Here is a 26,103-nt window from a genome sequence, read left to right on the forward strand (position 1 = left end):
CCGAAAGTGGCGCTGTCACTTTTAAAGTGATTTGTCTGCTGTTAGTTGCTATTGAGCCTTCAATCCATTCATCGCGCATAAAGACCGGATAATTCCATGCTTGAGAAGACCTATGACGCCGCGGCGATAGAGCCGAAAATTGCTGAACGCTGGGAAGAAGCGGGTGCATTCAAGGCGGGTGCAGGCGCGAAGCCGGGAGCCGATCCGTTCGCAGTGGTCATTCCTCCGCCGAACGTTACCGGATCGCTGCATATGGGCCACGCGCTCAACAACACGATCCAGGACATTATGGTTCGCTTCGAGCGTATGCGCGGCAAGAACGTGCTGTGGCAGCCCGGCATGGACCATGCGGGCATTGCAACGCAGATGGTTGTCGAACGGCAGCTGGCCGAACGGCAGGAGCCAAACCGCCATACCATGGGCCGCGAGAAGTTCATTGAGCGCGTCTGGCAGTGGAAGGCCGAATCCGGCGGCATGATTTCCAACCAGCTGCGCCGTCTTGGTGCCTCCTGCGACTGGTCACGCGAGCGCTTCACCATGGATGAAGGACTGTCGCGCGCGGTTCTGGAAGTTTTTGTCTCGCTCTACAAGCAAGGTCTCATCTATCGCGACAAGCGTCTGGTCAACTGGGACCCGAAGTTGCTGACGGCAATTTCCGACATCGAAGTCGAGTCGCGCGAAATGAAAGGTAATCTCTGGCATTTCCGTTACCCGCTTGAGAACGTTCCATTCGATCCAGAGAACCCGCATACCTACATCGTCGTTGCGACGACGCGCCCGGAAACCATGCTGGGCGATACCGGCGTTGCGGTTAATCCGAAGGACGAGCGTTACCACGCCCTGGTTGGCAACGATGTCGTGCTGCCGCTTGTCGGTCGCCATATCCCGATTGTTGCAGACGATTACGCTGATCCGGAAGCCGGTTCCGGCGCTGTCAAGATCACGCCCGCGCACGATTTCAACGATTTCGAAGTGGGCAAGCGGAATGAGCTGCGCGCTATCAACATTCTGACGACGAATGCGTCGATCACGATCAAGGACAATGTTGATTTCCTCGAAGGGCTGCAGCTGACACCGGAATTGAAGGCGCTGATCCACGAACTCGAAGGGCAGGACCGCTTCGCAGCCCGCAAGCGCATCGTCGAGCTGATGGACGAGCGCGGCTATCTGGAAAAGATCGAGGATCACACGCACGCCGTCCCACATGGTGATCGCGGCGGCGTTCCGATCGAGCCTTATCTGACTGACCAGTGGTATGTAAACGCTGGCGAACTGGCCAAGCCAGCAATGGCGGCGGTGCGCGAGGGCAAGACAAAGATCGTCCCGACGAATTGGGAAAAGACCTATTTTGACTGGATGGAAAACATTCAGCCATGGGCGGTTTCACGCCAGCTCTGGTGGGGACATCAGATACCGGCCTGGTACGGTCCGGATGGTCAGTATTTTGTCGAAAAGAGCGAAGAGGAAGCGAAAGCCGCCGCACGCGCTCACTATGGCGAAGACGTTGCACTTGAGCGCGATACTGACGTTCTCGATACGTGGTTCTCGTCGGCGCTTTGGCCGTTTTCGACGCTCGGCTGGCCGGACAAGACGCCGGAACTCGCAACCTATTATCCAACCAGTGTTCTGGTTACGGGTTTCGACATTCTGTTCTTCTGGGTTGCCCGCATGATGATGATGGGCCTCCATTTCATGGACGAAATCCCGTTCCATACGGTTTATCTGCATGCTCTCGTTCGTGACAAGCACGGCGCGAAGATGTCGAAGTCGAAAGGCAATGTCATCGATCCGCTCGAGCTGATGGATGAATACGGTGCTGATGCGCTGCGGTTCACTCTTGCCATCATGGCCGCTCAGGGCCGTGACGTTAAGCTCGACCCGGCGCGTATTGCCGGCTATCGCAATTTCGGCACCAAGCTCTGGAACGCAACGCGCTTTGCCCAGATGAATGGCGTGAAGCTTGATGCCGGTTTCAAGCCGGAAAACGCCAAGCTTGCCGTCAATCGCTGGATTCTGACGGAACTGACCAAGGCAACGCAAGCCGTGACGGAAGGCATCGACACCTACCGCTTCAATGAAGCTGCGGGTGCTGCCTATCGTTTCGTGTGGAACCAGTTCTGCGATTGGTATCTGGAGCTGCTGAAGCCGATTTTCATGGGTGACGATGAAGCTGCGAAGGCAGAAGCACAAGCCACGGCAGCCTATTGTCTGGATCAGGTTTATAAGCTTCTGCATCCGTTCATGCCTTTCATGACCGAAGAGCTTTGGACCCTGACTGCAGGTGAGGGACAGAAACGCGATACGGTACTGGCGCTTGCTGCCTGGCCGGAACTGTCGTTTGAGGACGAGGAAGCCGCGGCTGACATCAACTGGCTCGTTGATCTCGTCACCGGCATTCGTTCTGTCCGTGCGGAAATGAATGTGCCCGCCGGTGCGATTGCCCCGGTTGTCGTGCTGGATGCCAACGCGACAAGCGTAGAACGTTTCGCCCGTCACGATGCTGCCATCAAGCGCCTTGCCCGCGTGGAGAGTGTCTCGTTCGAGGCACAGGCCCCCAAGGGCTCAGCCCAGATGCTGCTTGGTGAGGCGACAATCTGCATCCCGCTAGGCAATCTGATTGACCTCAAGGCTGAAGCAGCACGTCTCGCCAAGGAAGCCGGCAAGATTGCCGCTGAAATGGATCGTATCGAGAAGAAGCTCTCCAACGAAAAATTCGTTGCGAACGCGCGTGAGGAAGTCGTTGAGGCAGAGCGTGAGCGGTTGGCTGAGCTGAAGGAATCGGCGCAGCGTGTAGCAACTGCTGAATCACGCATCCGTGATGCGGGCTGATTTGACCTGACGTCAGAAAACGATTCCCTATCGAATCAAACGCCCGGCAGTGCATTTCACTGTCGGGCGTTTTTTATGCGGCTGGACAGAGTTTGGACCCGTTTCAAGGGTTGGACCGGTAGATCGAACTCTGGTTTCGATTGTTTTCGACCAATGTTGCGCTTTCGCAACAAGGCAAAAAAGAGGCGGAAAATTGGCAGATTTGGGCCTGTTTTGTCATGTGTCGGGCGATTTTTGCTAATGAAGTGGCACGATATTTGATGTTTTAGCCATTTTTGACGAATGCTCCGAAAGTACGATGATGCTAATCCAAATTAATGCGACTTGCGGCCTGAATCCTTCCTGATTTACGTTTCCGTCAACGTTAATACCGTTGCTGTTTGGGAGGACATTATGAGTGTACAGCGCGTGAAAATGGCAGGAATGGTCGCAGCTCTCCTCGGAAGCGCGGTTGCTGCCAATGCAGGCGGCTTTGAGCGTAGCTCGCAGGATTTCGATATTCTCTTCGAAAAGGGCAATGCCGTCGAAGCTGGCGGAACCTATGTGGCGCCACAGCGTAAGCTGAAGAATATCCGTGGCTCGCGGGTAGGTGCGGCCACCGGCGGTATCAATCCGATCACGCGACAGCCTTATGAAACCAGCGTCGATGAAGCAAAGAGTTATTGGGTTCCCAAGGCTTCGGCAAAGTTCGACCTGACCGACGACCTTGCCTGTGCGGCGCAGTATCGTCAGCCTTGGGGAATTCACACCGACGTTGGCGTTGATACGGTTCGTATGTTCACTGCCATCGATCAGAAGATTTCTTCGAACGATTACGGCGTAAACTGCTCGTATCGTTTTGCAGCTGGCGAGAAAAGCTATTTCCGTATCCTCGGCGGTGTGAGCTATCAGGAGCTCAAAGGCGAGCAGACCAAGATGATACCTCCTGGCTCTGCATTCGGTGGCACCTTCCGTATCGGTTCCCTGGATGTTGAGGATGAGGCAGTGGGCTGGCGTCTCGGTGCTGCCTATGAAATTCCAGAATATGCGATGCGCGCGACGTTGGTTTATCAGTCCAAGCTCAAGTATAATCTTGAAGGCACGATTGACAATCTGGCGATTGTCGGCGGTCGTGGTATTCCGATCAATGTTGAAAGCGATGTTGATACACCACAGTCGGTTGAATTCAAGTTCCAGACCGGTATCGCTCCGGACTGGCTTGCTTTTGGCTCGGTCAAGTGGACAGATTGGTCATCCATAACACAGGTGGATTTCAACGCATCTGACAACAATGTCACTCGCAAAGGCACCACGATCACCAGTCTGAACCTGTATTATCAGGACGGCTGGACGGTTAGCGGCGGCGTCGGCCACAAGTTTAATGATCAATGGTCGGTGGCCGGTACTGTTACCTGGGATCGCGGAACCAGAACAGGCTTGACCTCGCAGACCGACGTCTGGCTGTTTGGCCTTGGTACCAACTACAAGCCTAATGAACAGTTTGAAGTTCGTCTGGCGGGTGCCGCCGGTTGGCTGTCTTCGGGTGAACTCGACGATACGGTTGTCAACGGTAAGCCAAACCTAACTGGTTCCAAGGGCGAGTTCGGTAACGACTTCGTCGGTGGTCTTTCGCTCACTGCAAAGGTCAAGTTCTAAGCTTGATGCGTGACAAACGAAAAGCCCGGCAATGCCGGGCTTTTTTGTTGAGGATCGTTTGTCTCAGGGCTGTTCCAGCCGCGCAAGCAATGAAGATGTGTCCCAGCGGCTGCCACCGATCTTCTGCACTTCCTTATAGAACTGGTCCACGAGGGCGGTCACAGGCAGAAGTGCTCCATTGCGGTCAGCTTCCTCAAGGCAGATGCCAAGGTCTTTGCGCATCCAGTCGACGGCAAAGCCGAAATCATATTTGCCCTGGTTCATGGTGCCGGACCGGTTTTCCATCTGCCAGGAGCCAGCCGCGCCTTTCGAGATCACCGAGATCAGTTTTTCGATATCGAGACCAGCTTTCTTGCCGAAATGGATACCTTCGGCCAGTCCCTGAACGAGACCAGCAATGCAGATCTGGTTGACCATCTTGGCAAGCTGGCCCGAGCCGACCGGTCCCATGAGGCCGACCATACGCGCATAAGCATCGATAACTGGCCGGGCACGCTCGAAAACGGCTTCCGGCGCGCCGACCATTACCGTGAGAACGCCGTTCTCGGCACCGGCCTGACCACCGGAGACGGGGGCGTCGATGAAATGAAAGCCGCGCTTCTGTGCTTCGATATCCAATTCACGAGCAACCTCCGCAGAGGCTGTTGTGTTGTCGATGAAGATCGCGTCCTTCTTCATGGTTGAGAAGGCGCCATCCGGGCCGATGGTCACGGAACGAAGGTCATCATCGTTACCGACACAGGCAAAAACAAAATCTGCATCGCGCACGGCTTCGGCAGGTGTCGCGGCAAAGTTACCCCCGAATTCCTTGGCCCATTTTTCGGCTTTTGCCGTCGTGCGGTTATAAACCGTGACGTCGTGACCGCCCTTGTTCTTGAGGTGAGCTGCCATGGGATAACCCATGACACCCAGGCCCAGAAAGGCGACTTTAGCGGATGTCGTCATTCGTTCATTCCTCTGGATATTTCTAGAAATCAGGTGAGAGGCGTCATAACGGCCGCCTGATAGGCCAGACGCTGTTTGAGGCGGCCATACCAGTCTTCAAGATGCGGAAGAGATGGGCGCTCAATCGGAAACTCAAACCAGGCATAGGCGTAGCATCCGGTGGGAATATCACCGATACCGAAGTTCTCGCCCGAGAACCAGGGAGCTTCCTTCAAGCCCTCGTTGGCAATCTGCATTGATTGCGCAAGGCCCTGAAGACCTTGTTCCAGAATGGCTGGATCGCGTTCAGCTTCCGGCAGCCGGATCAGATGCTTCATGACGTTGCTGAAATTGGTGTAGAAGGATGCGGAAGCCCAATCCATCCATTTTTCGGCCTGCGCGCGCTTGGCTGGATCTTCGATCCACAGTGTGCCTTTGCCGTAAGCTGCCGCGAGATACCGCGTGATGGTATTGGATTCCCACAGCACTGTGTCGCCGTCTTCCAGCAAGGGGATCAGCCCATTCGGATTGCGTGCGAGGTAAGCCGGATCTTTCAATCCACCGAACTGGCCACCGACATTGATCTGTTCATAGTCGAGATTGAGTTCGCGCGCTGTCCAGAGCGCCTTCTTCACATTCGTGGAATTGATACGACCCCAGATTTTCAGCATGACTCAACCTGTTACCTTACTGTTGGAAGCTGTATTCTAGAGCGCATCCCGAAAAGTGTGAAACGGTTTTCGGAAAAGATGCGCGTTAAAACAAATATTTAGAGCGCCGATCTGATCCAATCAGATCGAAATGCGCTCTAAACAGATCGCCCCCGGAAGCTGCAAGGCTGCCGGGGGCGATATTTTGGCTTTATGCCGGTTTAGTGATCTCTAACGAATGAGATGGCGGGTCAGCCTTCGTTCGAGGAAATCCCAAACGTGCCGCAGGCATTCGACGATAAGCAGATAAATGACTGCAGCCCAGAGATAAGTCTGGAAATCGAATGTCCGCGAATAGGCGCGGCGCGTTTCACCCATCAGGTCAAGTACGGTGATGATAGCTACAATGGCCGAGCCCTTGATCATCAGGATGATTTCGTTGCCGTAAGGACGCAACGCCACGATGAGCGCCTGCGGAAGAATGACCTTCCAGAACGTCACACGCTTCGAAATGCCAAGCGCCGCAGCGCCTTCCCATTGGCCCAGCGCCACACTCTGGATAGCGCCGCGCAGGATTTCAGCCTGGTAGGCTGCCGTGTTGAGCGAAAACGCCAGAATGGCGCAATTCCACGCATCGCGGAAAAACACCCAGAGCCCGATGCTTTCCAGAAAAGGACGGAAGGTGCCGAAGCCATAATAGATAAGGAATGTCTGCGCCAGCAGCGGCGTGCCGCGGAAGAAATAGACATAGCCGAAAGCAATTCCGCGCAGCCAGCGATTGTTGGACATGCGCGCGGCCGTGATCGGTAGCGAGAGCAGGGCGCCTATGACAATCGATACGGCAACCAGTTTCAGCGTTATCAGAAGCCCGGACCAGTAGCGTGGCCCATAGGTTTCAAACAGATCGATACGCCATGCATTGTAGAGATAGATCGCAAGACCAGCGAAAAGAAGGAACCAGAAGGCAACGATGATATGGCCGGCAATGCGCATCCGCGTCCATTGCTTGACCACGGGTGGCGGAGCCATCGCGGGAATTGTCGTAGTGGAAACAGTCTGGCTCATATCATGCACCTCGCGACCGGTTGGCGCCCGCATCAGCCCAGCGGGCAATGCGATTGATGAAGTAGGACGAGATGATTGCGAGAACCAGATAGAGCAGGCAGGCTATGCCGAAGAACAGAAATGGTTCCTTGGTCACGCGTGCCGCGATGGAGGTTTGCCGCAGAATATCGGACAATGTGATAACCGAAACCAGCGACGTATCCTTGAGCAGCACCAGCCAAAGATTGGCAAGGCCGGGCAGGGCGATGCGGATCAACTGCGGCAGGATGACCTTGCGCATGGTCTGCCAGTGCGACAGGCCAACTGCATAACCGCCTTCATACTGCCCGCGCGGAATTGCGCGAAACGCCGAAAGGAAGACTTCGCTCGAATAGGAAGAGAAGACGAAGCCCAGCGCAACCATACCGGCGCCGAACGCATTGATTTCCACATTCGCTTCGATGCCGAACAGACTGAGAAGCCGTTGCAACCCGAGAGAGGCGCCGAAATAAACGAGAAAGAGGGTTAGAAGCTCAGGCAAACCACGAAAGATCGTCGTGTAAATGTTTGAAGCGAGCCGGATCGATGGTTCGGTGGACTGCTTGCCGATAGCAACTAGAAATCCGAGTGCGAGACCAACGGGGAGTGTTGCGAGAGCCAGCGAGACGGTTACCAGAAGCCCCCAGGCAATACTGGCACCCCATCCGTCGGGGCCGAAACTCAACAAAGTGGCGTAGTGTTCCATGCGCCTATTCTTTTTCCTAAAGGCATTTGCCTATGTTTTTATCGCCTGCGAGGCTTTGCCCGGCAAGGCTTGTACGGCATGCCCATACAAATGTTTTGCGCCGATTTGCGGAAAGCAAACCGGCGCATAGGTGTCAGTTTTGATTAATTTTCGGCGCCATAAGCATCGAAGTCAAAGTACTTGTCGTTGACTTCCTTGTATTTGCCGTTTGCGCGGATCGCCTTGATGGCTGCGTTGAATTTTTCAACCAGCTCCGGACGGCCCTTCTTGAAGGCAACGCCAGCGCCCGGACCGTGGATCTCGATAACCGGCGGGAAAGTGCCGACCATCTTGCAGCAGGCGCCATCCGGCGACTTCAGCCATTCGGCCAGTGTCACGCTATCGTCGTTGACGGCGTCGAGACGGCCATTGGCGAGATCAAGACGGTATTCCTCAGCAGTCGGATAGGCCTTGATCGTGCTGTCGGTAAAAGTCTTTTCCGAGTAATTGGAGTGTGTGGTGGAAACCTGAACGCCAATGGTCTTGCCAGCGAGGTCTTCCTTGGTCACACCCTTGATGTCGGTATCCTTGGGAGCTGCGATGCCGGGAGGCGTGTTGTAATATTTGTTGGAGAAGTCGACCTGCTTCTTGCGCTCGTCCGTGATGGACATGGAGGCGATGAAGGCGTCGAACTTGCCAGCCTGAAGGGCAGGAATAGCGCCGTCCCATTCCTGGGTGACGAATTCGCACTGCGCTTTCATTTCTTCGCAGAGCGCCTTGGCGATATCGACGTCGAAGCCCGAGAGGGTGCCGTCTGGCTTGATGAAGTTGAATGGAGGATAGGCGCCTTCGGTGCCGATCTTGAGCTTGAGTGGCTCTTCTGCATTTGCAACACCGGCAGTCATGCTACCGATCGTAATTGCCAGCGCAGCAACAGATGCCGCAGCGGCGATACGCTTCAATACGCGCATTTTCAGTCCTCTCGTTTTGTTCTGGCTGGTTCCCTGATTATTTCTTCTGGTTCAGCCGCTTAAGGGGTAGTCACGACCGTGAAACTTTAAATTGCACGTTTGGTAGCGGATTCCCCCCGGCCACTACCAATAGATGGTTGAGTCGATCATGCGCAATATTTTTTCGCGCTTCCGTCCCCACCATCAGATCTGCAAACGATATTCCCACCATTTTGAGACGATTGGCAAGATGGTCTGCGTAATTAAATTGTGTGTCCAAGGGGGGAATCCCTCGGCGTTTTCTGCATGCCTTCACCGGAAAGCGGTGAATTGTGTTGTCAAAGAGGGGAATTATAGAGAGTCTCTCAGAGACCCATAACGCCTTCGATGAAATCGGCTATTTGCTCTATTTCATCGATGCCGAACACCGGCACTTTTTCGCCGGGTTGCTGCTGGTCGCTGGCAATGGCGACGATGGCGGGATCGTCAACGGAGAGAGCTGGCCCGGCATGGCCGCCTTCGCGACGCAGTTCGATTTTCTTGTGCGTTTCCCGCTTGTAGCCCTCGACCAGAATCAGATCGCAAGGCGCCAGCTTGGCCGCAATCTCCCATAGAGAAGGTTCTTCTTCGCCGAGACCTTCATGCATGATTGCGTAGCGCTGCGACGAGACGATAGCCACTTCCGCTGCTCCGGCCTTTCGATGACGCCAGGAATCGGTGCCTTCATGGTCGATATCGAAATTATGATGGGCGTGTTTGATGGTGGCGATACGGTATCCACGTGCCGTAAGGCATGCGACCAGACGTTCGGTCATTGTCGTCTTGCCGGAGTTTTTCCAGCCGGTAATGCCGAAAAGCTTCTGGTTCATTCCATTGCCTCAACCAGTTTTCGGGCGGCGACAAGATCGTCGGGCCGATTGATATTGAAGAACGGATCATATGTTTCCGGGCTATCACCAGCGAAGGCAAGCGGAAAATCAACCGTTTCAAATCCGATATGTTCGGCGAATGCGAAGACGCTGGCCCTGCTGGTATTGGTAAGCCAGACGGTGAGTTCGTCAGCCAGTCCGGTTTCCCAAAGTCCGAAAATCGGATGGACCCGGTTAAGGGAACTGGCGAGAACGATCCGCGCCCCGGTTTGCTTCCGACGTGCAAGAAGGTGGTCCGCGAGGTCGCGAGGCAGGAATGGCGTATCGGCTGCTGTCGTTAGCAGTAATGAGGGCTCTTGTGCCTGCGTCAGCGCGGTCAGAATGCCGATCAGCGGGCCGCCATGTTCTGCCGGCAGGTCCTTGATCACCGGCACGCCGAGATCAGTCAGGCGGGGATCATCGCTATTCGCATTGATGACAAGCGCTTCGACCTGCGGTTTGATCCTTCTGACGACATGGGAAATGATAGTGCCGGTGCTGCCGAGCGGCTGAAGGAATTTGTCACCCGCAACGCCGCCCTGCTGCATGCGGCTGGAGAGCCCGCCAGCGATGATTGCGCCTGCAATCATGAGGGTTCCACGCCGGTCGGGATCGTCGCCAATGTGCTTTTGTTGCGCTCCCGCTTCTTCAACACGTTTTCACGATAGACCATATAGACGCCACTTCCGACCACCAGAACCGATCCCATGATCGTATATATGTCGGGCGCTTCGCCAAAAATCAAAGTGCTGAGGCCGATTGCCCAAAGCAGGCTGGAATAGCGGAACGGCGAAACGAAGGACACTTCACCTTCACGCATGGCCAGAATGATGAAGTGATATCCGACAAGGAGAAGGACAGCGGCAATGGCCATGGCGCCGACTGCTGTAATTCCAACGGGCTGCCATCCGCCCATTGGAACGGTCAGTGCGCCGCCGGTCAATGTTATCGCGCCTGCGGTCAATGTCGAGAGATAGAGGGTCGGCACGTGAGCGGGCACACGGCGTGTGGCGATATCCCGCGTGGCGGCAAAGCCTACGCTGGCAAGAAGTACAGCGACGGCAGCAAGGCTTGCAGCACCATCCGTTCCGGGCCGGATGATGATGAGGACCCCGACAAGACCGACAAGAATACAGGACCAGCGACGCCAGCCCACTTTTTCCTTCAGGAAGAGTGCCGCTCCAAGCGTCACGACAAGCGGCGTTGCCTGAAAGACAGCCGAACAGAATGCCTGCGAGAGATGGCCGAGCGAATAAATATAGGTGATGGTGGCGACAACTTCGCCTACGACGCGCAGGATCGTCATCTTTTCAAGCGACAGATTGCGCAATGCACCGTGGCGCCAGGCGAGCAAACCGATCAGCACCGTGGCGAATATGCCTCGGATCAGCATGTACTGTCCGCTGTTCATCTCGGTCAGGAGGTATTTTGTGATCGTATCGCCGATGGTGAAGGTGCCCATGGCGAGAAGCATGAAAATACTTGCGCGAAAATTTGCTGACTGCGGCACGATACAGAACCCAGTTTAAGATTGCATACCGTTTTAAAGTCGATCTCGCGACAATTATTTCGGGTTGTGTGCTTTTTTAAGTATAAATCGCTCAGCCGCCGGTAAGACTCATGTGGCGAGCAACCGCCGGTCGATTATGATCGCGGTCGATGATGAAATCATGGCCTTTCGGCTTGCGCGAAATAGCTTCATCAATGGCCTGGCTGAGCAGCAGGTCGCTTTCGCTTTCCCGCAAGGCCTTGCGCAGATCGGCGTCATCATTCTGGCCTAGGCACATATAAAGCATACCGGTGCAAGTAAGCCGGACGCGGTTGCAGCTTTCGCAGAAATTATGCGTCATCGGCGTGATGAATCCGAGCCGCCCGCCGGTTTCCTCAATCGTAACATAGCGGGCAGGGCCGCCTGTACGGTAAGGAATATCTGAAAGCGTGAATTGCTGCGACAGGTCCTCGCGCAGCTGCGAGAGCGGCAGATACTGGTCCGTACGGTCGAACTCGATCTCGCCCATCGGCATTGTTTCGATGAGCGTCATGTCCATACCGCGGCCATGGGCCCAGCGGATCAGTTCGGGAATTTCGTGATCGTTGAAATCCTTCAACGCGACCGCATTGATCTTGACGCGGATACCGGCGCGTTGTGCGGCTTCAATACCCTCAAGAACCCGGGGAAGATCGCCCCAGCGGGTGATCTGGTGGAACTTTTCAGGATCGAGCGTATCCAGCGAGACATTGATACGGCGTATGCCGCATTCCGCCAGCTCGTCGGCAAAGCGTGAAAGCTGCGATCCGTTCGTGGTCAGCGTCAATTCATCCAGCGCACCTGATTTCAGATGGCGCGACAGCTGCCGGATCAGGTGCATGATGTTTTTGCGCACCAAAGGCTCGCCACCGGTCAGGCGCAGTTTCCTGACACCCTTGTCGATAAAGGCGGTGCAAAGCCGGTCCAGTTCCTCAAGCGTCAGCAAATCCTTCTTGGGCAGGAACGTCATGTGTTCCGCCATGCAATAGGTGCAGCGGAAATCACAACGATCCGTCACTGAAACGCGAAGATAGGTGATGGCACGCCCGAAAGGATCAATCATGGGTCCAGTCGGGGAAACAAGTGGCTGGGCTTGGTTTGTGTACATCATTAAGCCGTTGTTTCCACAGGATGCGGAGGAATATCCGCATCGTCTACCTAGAAATAGGATCTGCGAGCCTCAATGTCCAGTTTCACGCACGCGAAGCTCTTTCAATAATGACCGCGACTATTGCGATATTTTAACGCGGGGCCTATCAAAAGCTGGCGAAGAACCAAGCTGGAGAATGGTAATGAGTGAGGTCTGGCCGACTGAATTGCGTGTCTCACACGACCGCAAACTGCTGACTGTGGCGTTCGATGATGGCCAGAAATTCGAGCTGACCGCCGAGTTGCTGCGTGTCCTGTCGCCTTCGGCAGAAGTGCAGGGTCATTCGCCGGCACAGCGCATCACAGTTGGTGGCAAGCGGACCATCGAAATCATGAAGATGGAGCCGGTCGGCAATTACGCCGTCCGCATAACGTTTGACGACATGCACAATACCGGCCTGTTTTCGTGGACCTATCTCCACAAGCTCGGCACCGAGAAGGACACATTATGGCAAACTTATCTCGATGAACTTGCCGAAAAAGGCCTGAAGCGGGATCGTTGATCCCGCCTGCCGGTCATTCTTTCTCCAGCATTTCGGATATGCGCCGCATCACATCGCCCATCGCGTTGCATTGCGCATTTGTCGATTGCGCCATGACGCGGTCAATCAGGTCGGTATAGATCGTCAGCGCATGTCCCAGAAGCTTTTCGCCCTTGGCGGTTAGCGTCAGTCGCATCACGCGCTTGTCTGCCGGGTCCCCCTCACGCACCAGCAGTCCGCGCTTTTCAAGCTTCGGCAGCAACATGGTAATGTTCGAACGCCCGACGAGAATGCGCCGCGCCAGATCGTGTTGGGATTCACCGGGATGACGATAAATATTCATTAGCACATCGAGATCGGCGATCTTGAGATCGAAGGTCGCTAGCCCCTGGGCGAGGGCGCGTTCCACCGCTTTGCCGGCACGTGCAACGGCAATCCAGTTCTTGAAGCGCGGATTGTCCCACGGCAGTTTTTGAGTCTTGTCTTGCATTTTGTTCATTCTTGTACAATTATTTGTTCAGGATTGAACATAATTGAGGCCCTGTCATGACATCGATTTCTTTGCAGGTTACGCGATTCGGTCTGGGTGTGCTTGGCCGCATTGATGCCGACAAGGCAGGTCGCGCCGCGTTCAGGATTTTCTGTCGAACGCCGAGCCGCAAGCCGAAGACCAAGGCCTATGCCGCACGGCTTGAACAGGCGAGCAACGAACTCAGTCAGGCAAAGCGGCTCGATCTGATTATCGATCGCGGACTTATCGCAACCTATTTGTTCGAACCCGATGTTTATGTGGGAAGAACGTCGCTTGTCGTTCATGGCTGGGGATCGCGCACAGCGGATATGATAGCGATCATTCGCGAGCTTGTTGCGCGTGGGGAACGAGTTGTCTCCATCGACCTGCCGGGGCATGGCGCATCGGCAGGCCGCACCCTCAACATGATACAGGCAATCGCCGCCGTTGATGTTGCGTGGCGCCAGTATGGTCCGTTCGATGCGATGATCGGTCACTCATTCGGCGGTGCGGTCATCGTCAATGCCGCAGCGGGTTCTCTCGGGTGCTACCAGTCACATCGCCCGGCAAAGCTGGTGACAATTGCTTCCCCGCACTCCATGGCAGGCGTCTTTGACGGTTTCGGCAAAGTGCTTGGGCTTGGTCGTGACGTGCGCAACGCAATGAAGGAGCAAGTCCGTCATCTCGCAGCGCGCCCGATCACGGATTTCGATACCGACGTTCATCTGCGCCGCATGACAATTCCGACGCTGGTCATCCACGCGCATGACGATAAGGAAGTTCCCGCCATCTGCGCGGAAATGGCCGGCAAGGCAGGCTCTCATGTCAGGGTGCACTGGGCGGATGGCCTTGGGCATCGCCGCATCATTGCGAGTGCTGAAGTGGCGTCCCTGGTAGCGGATTATCTTGATGACGGTCCGCGATTAAGGCTGGTTGCCTGATGATGTTTCGGTGAGAACAAGTTTCTCCCAACCTGCCATGGCGCCCAGTGCCGTTGCGGTGAGATCTTGCCGCGTTCCGCCATCGCGTGCGAGAATGGACATGCCGTTCTGGACTGTCGCGTAAAAGGTCGCAACCGCTTCGCAATTGACGGATGCGGGAATATTGCCGTCACGAATGCCGCGTTCGAGCCGCTTTTTCAGGATTTCGATATTGGTCTGGCGGTGATTGCGCAGCACGTCGCAGACTTTGTCGCTTGAATGCGTCCGATGAAGCGCATCCAGAGCAATCATGCAGCCCCGCGGCACGGATTCCTCGCAATAGGCATCTATCGTGGCAAGCAGAAAACGCTCGAAAGCCGCGCGAACATCCGGCGTTTCATCCAGTGTCGACCAGATTTCAATGCCCACTTCACCGGCATAAAGGGTGAGGGCTTCGAGATAGAGTTCTTCCTTGCTTCCGAATGCCGCATAGAGGCTTGGCGCATTGATGCCCATAGCCGTCGTCAGATCGGCCAGCGACGATCCGTCGAAGCCTTTTTCCCAAAATATCAACATTGCAGCACGAAGCGCTGTTTCGCGGTCGAAGCTACGGGGCCGTCCTTTTTCTGCCACGTGTGAACCTTTCTGTATCGATCATTAAATAAATCGCTTGACGGTTCTGTGCAAGCCTGTCAGCAATTATATATCAATCGATACAGAAAGGAAATGGTATGTCAGCCGAAGCTTTGAACGGAAAGGTTGCCTTCATCACCGGCGGAAGTCGCGGCATCGGTGCAGCGATTGCACGACGGCTCGCGAAAGATGGCGCGACAGTTGTCGTCACTTATGTGAACGGCAAGGAAAAAGCTGAAGCTGTGGTTTCCGAAATCGTAGCCAATGGTGGCAAGGCTCTGGCGCTGAAGGCCGACAATCGCGACGCGAGCCAGATTGCGGCGGCAATCGAGAAAGCGGTCAAGGATTTCGGTCGTCTGGATATACTGGTCAACAGTGCTGGCATCTGGCATGCGGCCCCGCTGGAAGAGGTCACACTTGCCGACTTCGATGAGGTTATGGCTGTGAACTTCCGGGCTGTTTTTGCCGCCGTTTCAGCGGCCACACCACACCTTGGTGCTGGCGGACGCGTCATAACCATCGGCTCAAACCTCGCCGAAAGCGTGCCGTGGCCGGGCATCAGCCTTTATGCGGCAAGCAAGGCGGCGCTGATCGGTTTGACGAAAGGTCTGGCGCGCGACCTTGGTCCAAAGGGCGTCACGGTCAACGTCGTTCAGCCTGGCTCCACCGATACGGATATGAATCCGGCGGCTGGAGAACATGCCGAACAGCAGCGGGAGCTTATCGCAACCGGCAGTTTCGGTTCGCCTGACGATATTGCAAGTCTGGTGGCATGGCTTGCCAGCCCCGAAGGGCGTTTCGTGTCTGGAGCTACGCTCACGATCGATGGCGGCACAAATGCCTGAAACAAAAAGGGCGGCTTGCGCCGCCCTTTTTTTGCTTAGAGCTCTGATATGATTGAATCAGATTTGTGTTCTAAGCGTTTGTTTCGTCGCATTATCCTACGCAAAACCGCTTCGCACTTTTGCTGGAAATGCTTTAACCCAGATTGAGTTCCTTGAAGAAGTCATTGCCCTTGTCATCGATGACGATGAAGGCCGGGAAATCTTCCACTTCGATACGCCAGATCGCTTCCATGCCGAGTTCCGGATATTCGACAACCTCGACCTTCTTGATGCAATCCTGGGCCAGACGGGCAGCCGGGCCACCGATGGAGCCCAGATAGAACCCACGGTGCTGGCCGCAGGCTTCGCGCACCTGACGCGAACGGTTGCCCTTGGCGAGCATCACCATCGAGCCGCCAAAGGACTGGAACTGGTCCACATAGGAATCCATACGGCCTGCCGTGGTTGGCCCGAACGAGCCGGAAGCATAACCGGCAGGCGTCTTGGCCGGGCCAGCATAATAGATCGGGTGGTTCTTGAAATAATCCGGCATGGCTTCGCCGTTTTCAAGCCGCTCGCGAATTTTGGCATGGGCCAGATCGCGCGCCACGATGATTGGACCGGAGAGCGACAGGCGCGTCTTGACCGGATGTTTCGACAATTCCTTGAGAATGTCCTGCATCGGCTGGTTGAGGTCAATCTTGACCACATGCGACGACAGTTTTTCCTCGTCGATATCCGGCATGTACTTGGCCGGGTTGGTTTCCAGCTTTTCCAGAAAGATGCCGTCCTTGGTGATCTTGCCCTTGGCCTGACGGTCGGCGGAGCAGGAAACACCGATGCCGATTGGCAACGAAGCGCCGTGGCGCGGCAGGCGAATGACACGGACGTCATGGCAGAAATATTTGCCGCCGAACTGAGCGCCGACGCCGAGAGACTGCGTCAGCTTATGGATTTCAGCTTCCATTTCGAGGTCGCGGAAAGCATGTCCGGTTTCGGAACCTTCGGTCGGCAAGCTGTCCAGATAGCGCGTTGAGGCAAGCTTGACTGTCTTGAGGTTCATCTCAGCCGAAGTGCCGCCGATGACAATTGCCAGATGGTAAGGCGGGCAGGCGGCTGTTCCCAGGCTCAGGATCTTGTCCTTGAGGAAGTCGATCATGCGGTCATGCGTCAGGAGCGACGGCGTTCCCTGATAGAGGAATGTCTTGTTCGCCGAACCGCCGCCCTTGGCAACGAAAAGGAATTTGTAGGCGTCTTCGCCTTCTTCATAGATATCGATCTGGGCAGGCAGATTGTTCTTGGTGTTCTTTTCCTCGAACATCGAAAGAGGCGCCAGCTGCGAATAACGCAGGTTCTTCTTGTTGTAGGCGTCGAGCACACCAGCGCCGAGCGCATCGGCATCACCGCCTTCGGTCCAGACGCGACGGCCCTTCTTGCCCATGATGATGGCCGTGCCGGTATCCTGACACATGGGAAGCACGCCGCCTGCTGCGATATTGGCGTTCTTCAGAAGATCGTAGGCGACAAAACGGTCGTTATCCGTTGCTTCCGGGTCTTCAAGAATATGGGCAAGCTGCTGCAGATGGCCGGGGCGCAGCAGATGGTTGATATCGGCAAAGGCCGCTTCCGAAAGTAGGCGAAGCCCTTCCGGATCGACAGTCAGGACTTCCTGTCCCTTGAACGTATCGACAGAGACATGATCGGAAGTCAGCTTGCGGTAAGGGGTGTCGTCTTCACCAAGAGGAAAAAGATCGGCGGCGCTTGCTTCTGCCATCGCGGTACCTCGCTTGCTTGCCAGCTGCGCCAGCCGGAGGTCGTCATCGTTTCCGGCTCGCGCGATATGTGTTGATCGAAGTTCCGAAGAAATGCTTCAGAACCATAGTCTGTGGGGCTTTTAGCGCGATGCGGAGTGGATGCCACTGCGTCACTTTGTTCATTAAGGCATTCCGGGTTTGTCTCCCGAGAAGAAGCCTCAAACAATTGTGATGAACGCAAAACAGAAAATTGCTTCAGGAAACAATAGCGTTAAAAGTTTCTATACGAGATTGGTAAATTCTACGGGTGAGATTCGGACGGATTCGCTTTTGAGCGAACGCATTAACTTTGGCGGTTTGAAATGCAGTTTTCCAGACACTCGCAGATGGATGAAAAGAGCAGCGCCGCACGCGGACAAAATATCCGCCGCGCAGCCGCGATAGCTCTGGCAGCTTCGGTGTTTCTCCCTACGGCACAGGCTCAAGCCGCAAATTCGCTGATGGAACTTTTCCAACAACGTCGCCAGCAGCAGGTGCAGCCAGCCCAGCCTGTTCAGCCGCAAGTCACTCCTCGCGCACCTGTAGCACCGAAGGCCGTTTCCGCTCCTCGTGCCGCTGTGCGCAGCCTTCCGCCAATCCAGCGCGTGACTGTCAAAGGGCCGCAGATTTACGACTACAAGCCGGATACTCTGGTCAATATCGATTTCAGCGCGCTCGATATGCAGGTAACTGCAGCAACCGAACCAGTGACCGTCGATCCGCTGACATCGGGCATGTCGCCGATCCGTCCGCAGATTCGCGAAGAAACGCCGGGGCAGCGTGCCTTCGATGCAGTGACGAATTATCTGAAATCCGTGAATGTCAAAGCCGAGAAAGAGATCGCTCAGGCGATCGTCGACTATTATTCAAGTCAGCGCTCTTTCATGTGGTCGGCCGACGATAAAGTGCTCGACCGCGCCAAGAATGTTGCGGCTTTCTTTGCCCGTGCGGACGAAGATGGGCTCAACCCGGATGAATATGCAGTCACGATCCCCGCTGACAATTTCGATGGCGCTGCTGAATCTGAGCGCCAACAGAAACTTGCAGAATTTGAAATTCGCATGTCTGCCCGCGCGCTGCGCTATGCCATCGATGCGGGTGAGGGACGTGTAATCGCGGACCGCCTCAGTGGTTTCCACGATCTACCGCGCAACCGCGTCGATCCGAAAGCCGTTCTCGAAAAGCTGGCATCGGAAAGCGATCCGGCTGCCTATCTGCATGGTTTCCAACCGAGCAATGAGCAATATGCGGCGTTGAAGCGCGAGCTTGCGAATACCGAGCCGCCATCTGCCGAGCCAATCCGCATCTCGCTGAATGGCATCATCAAGCCGGGCGATACCAATGACCAGCTCAGCAAGGTGGTTGCGCTGATTTCGAGACATGCGCCTGCTGGCTATCTGGCACAGCACAAGCAAGTGCTGGACACGCATGCGAGCGGCGACGTCTATGATCCGGAACTGGTTTCTGCAATCAAGGATTATCAAAAGCTTTCGGGCAGTACGCCGGACGGCGTCATCGGTCGCAATACGCTTTCAGCCCTTCAGGGCGAGCAATCTTCCATCAAACGCGACCGGATCCTTTATTCCATGGAGCGCCTGCGCTGGCTGCCGCATGATTTCGGCACGCGTTACGTGATGGTCAATCAGCCGGCTTACCGTGCCGAATATTTCGAGGACGGAAAAGAGAAGCTGGCCATGAATGTGGTTATCGGCTCTCCAACCCATCAGACCTACTTCTTCTACAACAAGGTCCAGACGGTCGTTTTCAATCCGTCATGGGGCGTGCCGCGCTCGATCATCCTGAACGAGATGCTGCCCAAGGTCATGCGTGATACGAGCTATCTCGACCGCAATGGTTACGAGGTCTATGCAGGCGGCAAGAAGGTTTCCGCCAGTGCCGTCAACTGGAGTGCAGTTGCCGCGGGTAAAGCCCATGTCGGTATTCGCCAGAAGCCGAGCCTCGACAATGCGCTGGGCGAACTCAAAATTCTGTTCCCGAATGCGCATGATATCTACATGCACGACACTCCGGCCAAATCCTATTTCAGCCGCGATATGCGTGCCCTGAGCCATGGCTGCATTCGTCTGGAACGCCCACGTGACATGGCGGCGGCGGTTCTGGGGACATCGGTGACGGATCTGGAAAAATATTTCGGCAAGAATGAGCGCGGCATCAAGGTCAAGGAACCTGTGCCTGTCTTCATTTCCTATTTCACCGCATGGCCGGAAGCGGATGGAAAAATCCATTATTACGGCGATGTTTACGACCGTGATTCCGGATTGCAGAAAGCATTCGACAAGACGGCAGGTTCGCGCCTCGCAGCGCTCTGAAATCCCTCCCGTATCAAAACAGAACGGTAATCATCGATGGGTGATTGCCGTTTTTCTTTGCGATCAGAAGCTGTTGGGGAGAAGATCGAAATCTCTTTGGAAACAGGCTTGCGAGACGCTTGACTTATGCAGCCGCTGGCCAGTATATCCGCACCACCTTGATCGAGCTTGGCTCATCGGGCGTGTAGCTCAGCGGGAGAGCACTCCCTTCACACGGGAGGGGTCACAGGTTCAATCCCTGTCACGCCCACCATTCACTTCATTGAAATTAAAGAAAAATCCCGATCCATCAAATTTTCCAACTCGGCAATGGTTGGAAATCGATGCCGCCTGATTTTATCAAAGTACCAATGGCACAAAAAAGAAGATGCCGAGGCAGCGGTTCTGAGGTAATGCTCCTCGCGATTGATAGCTGTATGGAAATATTCAGAAGATGGAATGGATTCCGATATTCTTCGTGGTGTTCAAGGTTCTCGTGTTAGGCGTGGCCATGTTCTTCGCCATCAAGTGGCATTACGACGAAGATAAAAAGAAAAAGAATAACGAAATGAGCGGGTCGTAAGAGCCCGCCTCATCACGTACAGCCACCGCACTTATTGCCTAAACAAAAACCCGCCGAAGCGGGGTAGTGACTGCTGACCCTGCGTCAGCAGTATTGGATCGGTTTTCTTCGGCGCCTCGATAACGACGTGTCTACGCCAAAACCAGTTGTGAAGGCGAATATCAGTTCCAGAACAGATAACGATCCTGCCAGACAACTCGGCACTGAGTTTCTATTTCGGCAGTGGATCGATGTGGGAATTCGTCGTGTAGTCGTTCGGCAATCGGATTTAGCGAAAGGGTCTTGGGTATAATCAATTCGGCCCGGTCGGCCTGGGCGCTAATAGCATTCAGCAACAGAGCGTCTTCTGATCTCATCATAGAGTATCCTTATGGTGATGGGCATAAGCCAGTCTTGAAAAATGCAAAGCAGGAAATGTTCGCAAAGGAATTGGCTGAAGGTCTGACAGCAGACGGGCATATCAGCGAGCCGGATTTGAGCCTAATCTTGGCAATAAAATGCGTCTGAAAGCAAATGAAAACATTTTGAATCGAATTGATGAAATACGCGCCAGGGTGACTGAAAAAGCCGAGTGGAAGGCCGTGGCAGGCTGCGCATGCTCGCTGACATTGCCGAAAAAGCGAAGACGGAAGCTCCACGCATCACCGTATCTGCAATCGCGGAAGCGAACAAAATGCAGGGCAATCAACCGAAGTAGGTCAGGCTGTTATTGGATTCGACTGTCGAAGTGGGCCAGTCGCCACGCCCACTCTTTCTGTGGGAAATTTCAGGGACGTTCATATCTCCAAAGCATGATGCACGCCGCAATTACCACCGCAGACGTCAGCACGCCTATGACAATAGAGAATAGAACCATTGCATTACCCCTGCTGCCTTCGTTTTCTTTATTGGGTCAGAGAATGACCGAGGAAATTCACTTCGTCAGGTCGACAATGACGAATCAACATTCCATGCTGTTGATTTGCACTGAGAAGTGACCCGGCATTGCCGGATATTGTCATCGAGAATTGACCCATGTTTTGAACCTTGCTCCGCGTGTTTTTAACGGGAGCTATGGAGTGATCGACATGGCGTTACTGAGCGAGATCCGACGCTGGCATTTTAGAGAGCATTTATCGATACGGGAGATTTGCCGCAGGACCGGCCTATCCCGGAATACTATCCGCAAATACCTGCGTCTGAACGGTGTGGAGCCGAAGTTCAAGGTTCCGGAGCGGCCGAGTAAACTCGATCCATTCGCAGATCGGCTGTCGGCCTGGTTAAAAACGGAGTCCAAGAAGGGTCGCAAGCAAAAGCGTACCCTGAAGCAACTCTATGCTGATCTGGTGAGCCTCGGTTATGACGGTTCCTATTGCCGTGTTGCAGCTTTCGCGCGGGAATGGAAGGCGGACCGGCAGAGAGAACTCCAGACGACGGGGCGCGGCACATTTGTGCCTCTAGCATTCGAGCCCGGAGAAGCTTTCCAGTTCGACTGGTCGGAGGACTGGGCGATCATCGGTAATGAGCGCACCAAGCTGCAGGTCGCGCATACGAAACTGAGCTACAGCCGCGCTTTCATCGTCCGGGCCTATCTGTTGCAGACGCACGAGATGCTGTTCGATGCTCACAATCATGCATTCCGTGTGTTTGGCGGTATTCCCGGCCGCGGCATCTACGACAACATGCGCACGGCAATCGACAAGGTTGGCCGTGGCAAGGAGCGAGATGTCAACGTGCGCTTCCTGGCGATGGCCAGCCACTATGTCTTCGAGCCGGAGTTCTGCAATCCTGCGTCCGGCTGGGAGAAGGGACAGGTCGAGAAGAACGTTCAGGATGCACGTCATCGCTTCTTTCAACCGATCCCGCGCTTTCCATCACTGGAAGCCTTGAACGACTGGCTTGAGCTTCAGTGCAAGGAGTTCTGGGCAAAGACCCCACACGGCCAGATGCGTGGCACCATTGCCGATATCTGGGCTGAGGAGGCTTTGGCATTAATGCCGGTCTCCCGACCGTTCGATGGGTTTGTCGAGTATACAAAGCGTGTCACGCCAACCTGCCTCGTTCATCTGGAACGCAATCGCTACAGCGTGCCGGCATCCTTCGCCAATCGCCCTGTAAGCCTCCGGGTCTATCCAGATCGTGTCGTTGTCGCTGTGGAAGGTCAGGTCGTCTGCGAGCATCACCGTGTTATCGATCGCTCCCACGACCGACCGGGGCAGACGATTTACGACTGGCGGCACTATCTGGCGGTGGTGCAACGCAAGCCCGGCGCTCTTCGTAATGGTGCACCGTTCGTTGAGCTACCGGACGCGTTCCGGACCTTGCAGCAATACCTGCTCAAGAAGCCCGGCGGAGACCGTGAGATGGTCGACATCCTGGCGCTCGTCCTGCAGCACGATGAACAGGCCGTCTTGTCAGCCGTCGACATGGCGCTGAAGTCGGGCGTTCCAACCAAGACGCATGTTTTGAACCTGCTGCATCGCCTCGTCGATGGCAATACCTTCCCGCCGCCGATAGACACTCCTCAGGCATTGACACTCACCAATGAACCAAAGGCCAACGTCGAACGCTACGACAGCCTGAGGAAGACGGAGGTTCGCCATGCGTCATAACCCGGCGAGCGGCGCAATCGTGATCATGCTGCGTCAATTGAAGATGCACGGCATGGCCCAGGCCGTCGATGAGCTGACCGAACAGGGAGCCCCGGCGTTCGAGGCCGCCATTCCGGTCCTGTCACAGCTCCTCAAAGCGGAGACAGCAGAAAGGGAGGTCAGATCGACAGCCTATCAGCTCAAGACGGCACGCTTTCCCGCTTACCGTGATCTGAGCGGTTTCGACTTCGCAAGCAGCGAGATCAACGAGGCGCTCGTGCGCCAGCTCTATCGCTGCGACTTTCTGGATGATGCCAACAACATCGTGTTGGTCGGTGGACCAGGCACAGGTAAAACGCATGTCGCCACGGCGATCGGCGTTCAAGCCATCGAGCATCATCATAAGCGGGTTCGCTTCTTCTCGACCGTCGAACTGGTCAACGCTCTCGAGCAGGAGAAAGCTCAAGGACGGTCCGGTCAGATCGCCAACCGGCTTATGTACTCCGATCTCGTTATCCTTGACGAACTTGGATACCTGCCATTCAGCGCGTCAGGCGGTGCACTGCTCTTCCATCTGCTGAGCAAACTCTACGAGCGGACCAGCATCATTATCACCACTAATCTGAGCTTCAGCGAATGGGCTAGCGTCTTCGGCGACGCCAAGATGACCACCGCGCTGCTCGATCGCCTAACGCATCATTGCCACATCCTGGAAACCGGAAACGACAGCTTCCGATTCAAGAACAGCTCAGCGCATGAACGCAAAACCGCAAAGGAGAAAAGTAGGAACTTGACCACCACTATCGACCCGAAACATAACTAACAGGCGGGTCAATTCTCGGCGCAAATGCCGGGTCACTTCTCAGTGCAAATCAACAGCCTGACAAAAAACTGTTCGAACTCTGTCTGTCCGGACAAGCTTGGCTTGCTGTCGAGGTTCTCATCACTATCTATATCCCAAAAGGGAGCATAGATTACGGTGAGAATGATGAGCATGGATGCCTATAGTTCGATGACGGAAAAGAAGCCTTTTTCGGTTCCTGCCAATGAAGTCGAGCGACTTGAAAGCGTCCGTAGCCTTGTTTCCGTGTCCAGCCTTGGACTGCCTGAACTGGATACCCTTGTATCGCTTGTGAAAGACGTTTTTGACGTCAGCACGTCTGCTCTCAACATCATCGACGAGGACTGGCAGCGTGTTGCTGCCAATGCTGGCGAAAAGGTCAGCAGTTGTCCCCGCGAGTTGACTGCCTGCACCTTCGTGGTGGAAAGCGGTGAGCTATTCGTGATTGAGGATATGGTCGAGAACGACCTCTTTTGCAGCATGCCTTATGTGACCGGCGAACCGCGTTTCCGCTTTTATGCTGGTGCACCGGTGTCTGTCGATGCCGGATTGACGGTCGGCTCCCTGTGCATTGTCGATAGCAGGCCGCGAAAGATTTCCGATACGGAACGTGCCAAGCTTGAGGATTTTGCCCGCATTGCGAGTGGATTGCTGCGGTTGCAAAAGACCAACAAATTCCTCACTGACGATTCCACCGCTCTCAAGCGCCTCGCACTGACCGACCGCCTGACCAAACTTTATAATCGCGGGGCTCTCACCGAACTTGCCATTCCGATGATCGAAAAAGCCTTGCAGCAGGGCAAGCCGATTGGTGCGCTGCTAATTGATCTCGATCGGTTCAAGGCGGTCAACGACACCTACGGTCACCTGATGGGCGACGCGCTTCTGATCGAAGCGGCTCAACGTTTGCGTTCCGCCTTAAGGGAAACAGATATTCCGGTGCGTGTGGGAGGTGACGAATTCGCCGTCATTCTTCCTGATGAAGATTGCATGGAAATCATCGAGACGGTGGCTGGAAGGGTGGTTGAGGCTTTTCGAGAACCTTTCCTCATCCACGGCGTCAATCTGGATGTTTCGGCAAGCGTCGGGGCAGTTCTCGCACCGCGCGACGGCACAACGCCGGACACGCTCGCCCGCAATGCGGACATTGCGCTCTATGAGGCAAAGGGCAAAGGTCGTAACTGCTATAGTATTTTCGGTGAAACTGGAAACAAAGTATAATAAAAACAGTGTGATATGTATATTTTCGAGATTCTGCATTAACTAGATAGAAAAAGCCCGAACTGATCAGTCCGGGCTTCTATATTCTTACGTCCGGCTCTTAATCGAGTACGTAGCAGGCTTTAGCCTTACCGCGTGCGGGATCGCCGAAGGCGCGATTGTCACATTGGACGCCATTGCGGAAGACGCCTTCCGTGAACCGGCCATTTGCGCCGTAGCGGACGCGCTTGCGACCGTAAAAATCGCAGAACCCGCCTTCCTTCGCACAACGGCTCCAGTCGCGGTCGCGGTCATCATAGCGGTCATACGGATCATACCGATCCGGGCGTCCGGGGCGATCAGGGCGACCCGGACGGCCAGGCCTGTCTTCCCAGCGATCCTGAACCACGAAGGAGCAGCTTTTCTTTTTGCCCGGCGCCGGGTCACCGAAGACGCGGTTCGAACAGGTGACCTGTGGCCGATCAATGAAGCGCGACGTATTTTGTCCGCCGGTGCCATAGACCACTTCTGCCGGGTAGGGCAGCTGGCAGACTCCGTTCTCACTTGCGCAGCGCTGCAACTTGGCTGCGGACGCCGGCGTTACAAGGGGGGAGAGGACGGCCACCAGGCCGCCAAGGCATAGTGAAGCAACAGTCGTCTTGAGTGCAGGTGTCATGATGAGTCCCTCTGATATCGATGAAATATGCTTTAGTTCCGATATCTTGAACAGAGGATGAATGCGCAGTTCACAAAGAGCTGCAAGCTTGCAACGCCTGACAGGAATTTTGCGGGTGTCGAAGAGCTGGAACGAATGTGGGGTCGACAATCATTTCCTGCTCTGGTTTGCTTGGAGCTGGAGTGAGGACCAGAAATGCACCATCTGCCTTTCAGTTTCAAATCGATTGTCGTTATTCTGGCGGCCATGATTGCCACTGGCTTCTATGTCGGCCACAAGACCAAGGAAGTGCGCCAGACCTCGCTTGTTCAGCACGTTGCGCCTTCTGAAGCTGGAATATAATCCGGCGACCACTCCTGAACCGCTTCCTTTCCCGCAGCTTTCATGAAATGAGAGTGAAACACTCACGTTCACTCTTTG

General features: G+C 55.0%; 24 protein-coding genes and 1 tRNA gene. 12 read left to right on the forward strand and 13 right to left on the reverse strand.

The genetic code is table 11. From position 1 onward, the window contains the following. Positions 1–96 precede the first annotated feature (96 nt). Together ABDF71_RS07265 and ABDF71_RS07270 are read left to right on the forward strand one after the other, a co-directional pair. The gene (locus ABDF71_RS07265; RefSeq protein ID WP_105529036.1) at positions 97–2,829 is read left to right on the forward strand and encodes a valine--tRNA ligase; all 2,733 of its coding nucleotides are present in this window, start codon (positions 97–99) and stop codon (positions 2,827–2,829) included. 393 nt (positions 2,830–3,222) lie between these two features. Beyond that, positions 3,223–4,464 (forward strand): OmpP1/FadL family transporter, encoded by a 1,242-nt coding sequence (locus ABDF71_RS07270; RefSeq protein ID WP_500061436.1) that lies wholly within the window; start codon positions 3,223–3,225, stop codon positions 4,462–4,464. Between the two features lie 63 nt (positions 4,465–4,527). Here the strand turns inward: ABDF71_RS07270 and ABDF71_RS07275 are convergent, their stop codons facing one another. From ABDF71_RS07275 to moaA, 9 genes are all read right to left on the reverse strand, one after another. Then, on the reverse strand, positions 4,528–5,409 hold the full coding sequence (locus tag ABDF71_RS07275; RefSeq protein ID WP_105529038.1) for an NAD(P)-dependent oxidoreductase: 882 nt from the start codon (positions 5,407–5,409) through the stop codon (positions 4,528–4,530). A 29-nt stretch (positions 5,410–5,438) separates the two neighbouring features. Then, complete coding sequence (locus ABDF71_RS07280; RefSeq protein WP_500061437.1) at positions 5,439–6,059, reverse strand: glutathione S-transferase family protein; 621 nt, start codon at positions 6,057–6,059, stop codon at positions 5,439–5,441. Positions 6,060–6,269: 210 nt separating this feature from the next. Next, positions 6,270–7,103: an ABC transporter permease gene (locus tag ABDF71_RS07285; RefSeq protein ID WP_036586794.1), complete on the reverse strand. Its 834-nt coding sequence runs from the start codon at positions 7,101–7,103 to the stop codon at positions 6,270–6,272. 1 nt (position 7,104) lies between these two features. Beyond that, positions 7,105–7,827: an ABC transporter permease gene (locus ABDF71_RS07290; RefSeq protein ID WP_010661303.1), complete on the reverse strand. Its 723-nt coding sequence runs from the start codon at positions 7,825–7,827 to the stop codon at positions 7,105–7,107. 143 nt (positions 7,828–7,970) lie between these two features. Next, complete coding sequence (locus tag ABDF71_RS07295) at positions 7,971–8,777, reverse strand: ABC transporter substrate-binding protein (protein WP_010661304.1); 807 nt, start codon at positions 8,775–8,777, stop codon at positions 7,971–7,973. A 344-nt stretch (positions 8,778–9,121) separates the two neighbouring features. Next, positions 9,122–9,625: a molybdopterin-guanine dinucleotide biosynthesis protein B gene (gene mobB / locus ABDF71_RS07300; RefSeq protein ID WP_043062073.1), complete on the reverse strand. Its 504-nt coding sequence runs from the start codon at positions 9,623–9,625 to the stop codon at positions 9,122–9,124. Beyond that, entirely contained in the window at positions 9,622–10,254 is a 633-nt protein-coding gene (mobA, locus tag ABDF71_RS07305) for a molybdenum cofactor guanylyltransferase (RefSeq protein ID WP_500061438.1), read from the reverse strand. Before mobA ends, mobB begins: the two co-directional genes overlap by 4 nt. Further along, on the reverse strand, positions 10,251–11,138 hold the full coding sequence (locus ABDF71_RS07310; protein WP_012092113.1) for a DMT family transporter: 888 nt from the start codon (positions 11,136–11,138) through the stop codon (positions 10,251–10,253). The genes mobA and ABDF71_RS07310 overlap by 4 nt, the downstream gene beginning before the upstream one ends. Positions 11,139–11,265: 127 nt before the next feature. After that, a complete protein-coding gene (gene moaA, locus ABDF71_RS07315) occupies positions 11,266–12,255 on the reverse strand; it encodes a GTP 3',8-cyclase MoaA (protein WP_029924909.1) in 990 nt (329 codons plus the stop codon). 229 nt (positions 12,256–12,484) lie between these two features. Between moaA and ABDF71_RS07320 the strand changes: the two genes are divergently transcribed. Then, complete coding sequence (locus ABDF71_RS07320; RefSeq protein ID WP_125334264.1) at positions 12,485–12,844, forward strand: gamma-butyrobetaine hydroxylase family protein; 360 nt, start codon at positions 12,485–12,487, stop codon at positions 12,842–12,844. Between the two features lie 13 nt (positions 12,845–12,857). Here the strand turns inward: ABDF71_RS07320 and ABDF71_RS07325 are convergent, their stop codons facing one another. Then, positions 12,858–13,322, reverse strand: coding sequence for a MarR family winged helix-turn-helix transcriptional regulator (locus tag ABDF71_RS07325; RefSeq protein WP_125334263.1), 465 nt, complete (start codon positions 13,320–13,322; stop codon positions 12,858–12,860). A 47-nt stretch (positions 13,323–13,369) separates the two neighbouring features. On the opposite strand from ABDF71_RS07325, the gene ABDF71_RS07330 reads away from it, so the two are divergent. Continuing rightward, positions 13,370–14,275, forward strand: coding sequence for an alpha/beta fold hydrolase (locus tag ABDF71_RS07330; protein WP_010661311.1), 906 nt, complete (start codon positions 13,370–13,372; stop codon positions 14,273–14,275). Here ABDF71_RS07330 and ABDF71_RS07335 read toward each other — a convergent pair. Continuing rightward, positions 14,258–14,887 (reverse strand): TetR/AcrR family transcriptional regulator, encoded by a 630-nt coding sequence (locus ABDF71_RS07335; protein ID WP_043062078.1) that lies wholly within the window; start codon positions 14,885–14,887, stop codon positions 14,258–14,260. The two genes, ABDF71_RS07330 and ABDF71_RS07335, sit on opposite strands and share 18 nt — an antisense overlap. A gap of 98 nt (positions 14,888–14,985) precedes the next feature. On the opposite strand from ABDF71_RS07335, the gene ABDF71_RS07340 reads away from it, so the two are divergent. Then, a complete protein-coding gene (locus tag ABDF71_RS07340; protein WP_012092107.1) occupies positions 14,986–15,732 on the forward strand; it encodes an SDR family NAD(P)-dependent oxidoreductase in 747 nt (248 codons plus the stop codon). Between the two features lie 133 nt (positions 15,733–15,865). On the opposite strand, the gene ABDF71_RS07345 is transcribed toward ABDF71_RS07340, so the two are convergent. Continuing rightward, positions 15,866–17,485, reverse strand: coding sequence for a fumarate hydratase (locus ABDF71_RS07345; protein ID WP_012092106.1), 1,620 nt, complete (start codon positions 17,483–17,485; stop codon positions 15,866–15,868). Positions 17,486–17,851: 366 nt separating this feature from the next. On the opposite strand from ABDF71_RS07345, the gene ABDF71_RS07350 reads away from it, so the two are divergent. The 6 genes from ABDF71_RS07350 (at position 17,852) to ABDF71_RS07375 (ending at position 25,028) form a co-directional block, all read left to right on the forward strand. Then, positions 17,852–19,834 (forward strand): L,D-transpeptidase family protein, encoded by a 1,983-nt coding sequence (locus ABDF71_RS07350; RefSeq protein WP_500061660.1) that lies wholly within the window; start codon positions 17,852–17,854, stop codon positions 19,832–19,834. A gap of 178 nt (positions 19,835–20,012) precedes the next feature. Then, positions 20,013–20,087: transfer RNA gene (locus ABDF71_RS07355), tRNA-Val, on the forward strand. Positions 20,088–20,267: 180 nt separating this feature from the next. Further along, complete coding sequence (locus tag ABDF71_RS07360) at positions 20,268–20,396, forward strand: hypothetical protein (protein WP_010660176.1); 129 nt, start codon at positions 20,268–20,270, stop codon at positions 20,394–20,396. Between the two features lie 1,067 nt (positions 20,397–21,463). After that, the gene (gene istA, locus ABDF71_RS07365) at positions 21,464–22,987 is read left to right on the forward strand and encodes an IS21 family transposase (RefSeq protein WP_500061439.1); all 1,524 of its coding nucleotides are present in this window, start codon (positions 21,464–21,466) and stop codon (positions 22,985–22,987) included. Next, positions 22,977–23,789 (forward strand): IS21-like element helper ATPase IstB, encoded by an 813-nt coding sequence (gene istB, locus ABDF71_RS07370; RefSeq protein WP_061346884.1) that lies wholly within the window; start codon positions 22,977–22,979, stop codon positions 23,787–23,789. Before istA ends, istB begins: the two co-directional genes overlap by 11 nt. Positions 23,790–23,951: 162 nt before the next feature. Next, on the forward strand, positions 23,952–25,028 hold the full coding sequence (locus ABDF71_RS07375; RefSeq protein ID WP_500061440.1) for a GAF domain-containing protein: 1,077 nt from the start codon (positions 23,952–23,954) through the stop codon (positions 25,026–25,028). A 100-nt stretch (positions 25,029–25,128) separates the two neighbouring features. On the opposite strand, the gene ABDF71_RS07380 is transcribed toward ABDF71_RS07375, so the two are convergent. Continuing rightward, entirely contained in the window at positions 25,129–25,683 is a 555-nt protein-coding gene (locus tag ABDF71_RS07380) for a hypothetical protein (RefSeq protein ID WP_029376114.1), read from the reverse strand. A 195-nt stretch (positions 25,684–25,878) separates the two neighbouring features. Between ABDF71_RS07380 and ABDF71_RS07385 the strand changes: the two genes are divergently transcribed. Further along, a complete protein-coding gene (locus ABDF71_RS07385; protein ID WP_155269231.1) occupies positions 25,879–26,025 on the forward strand; it encodes a hypothetical protein in 147 nt (48 codons plus the stop codon). Positions 26,026–26,103: the final 78 nt, after the last annotated feature.

This window comes from Ochrobactrum sp. WV_118_8 (assembly GCF_039631535.1).
Classification (GTDB): Bacteria; Pseudomonadota; Alphaproteobacteria; order Rhizobiales; family Rhizobiaceae; genus Brucella; species Brucella anthropi.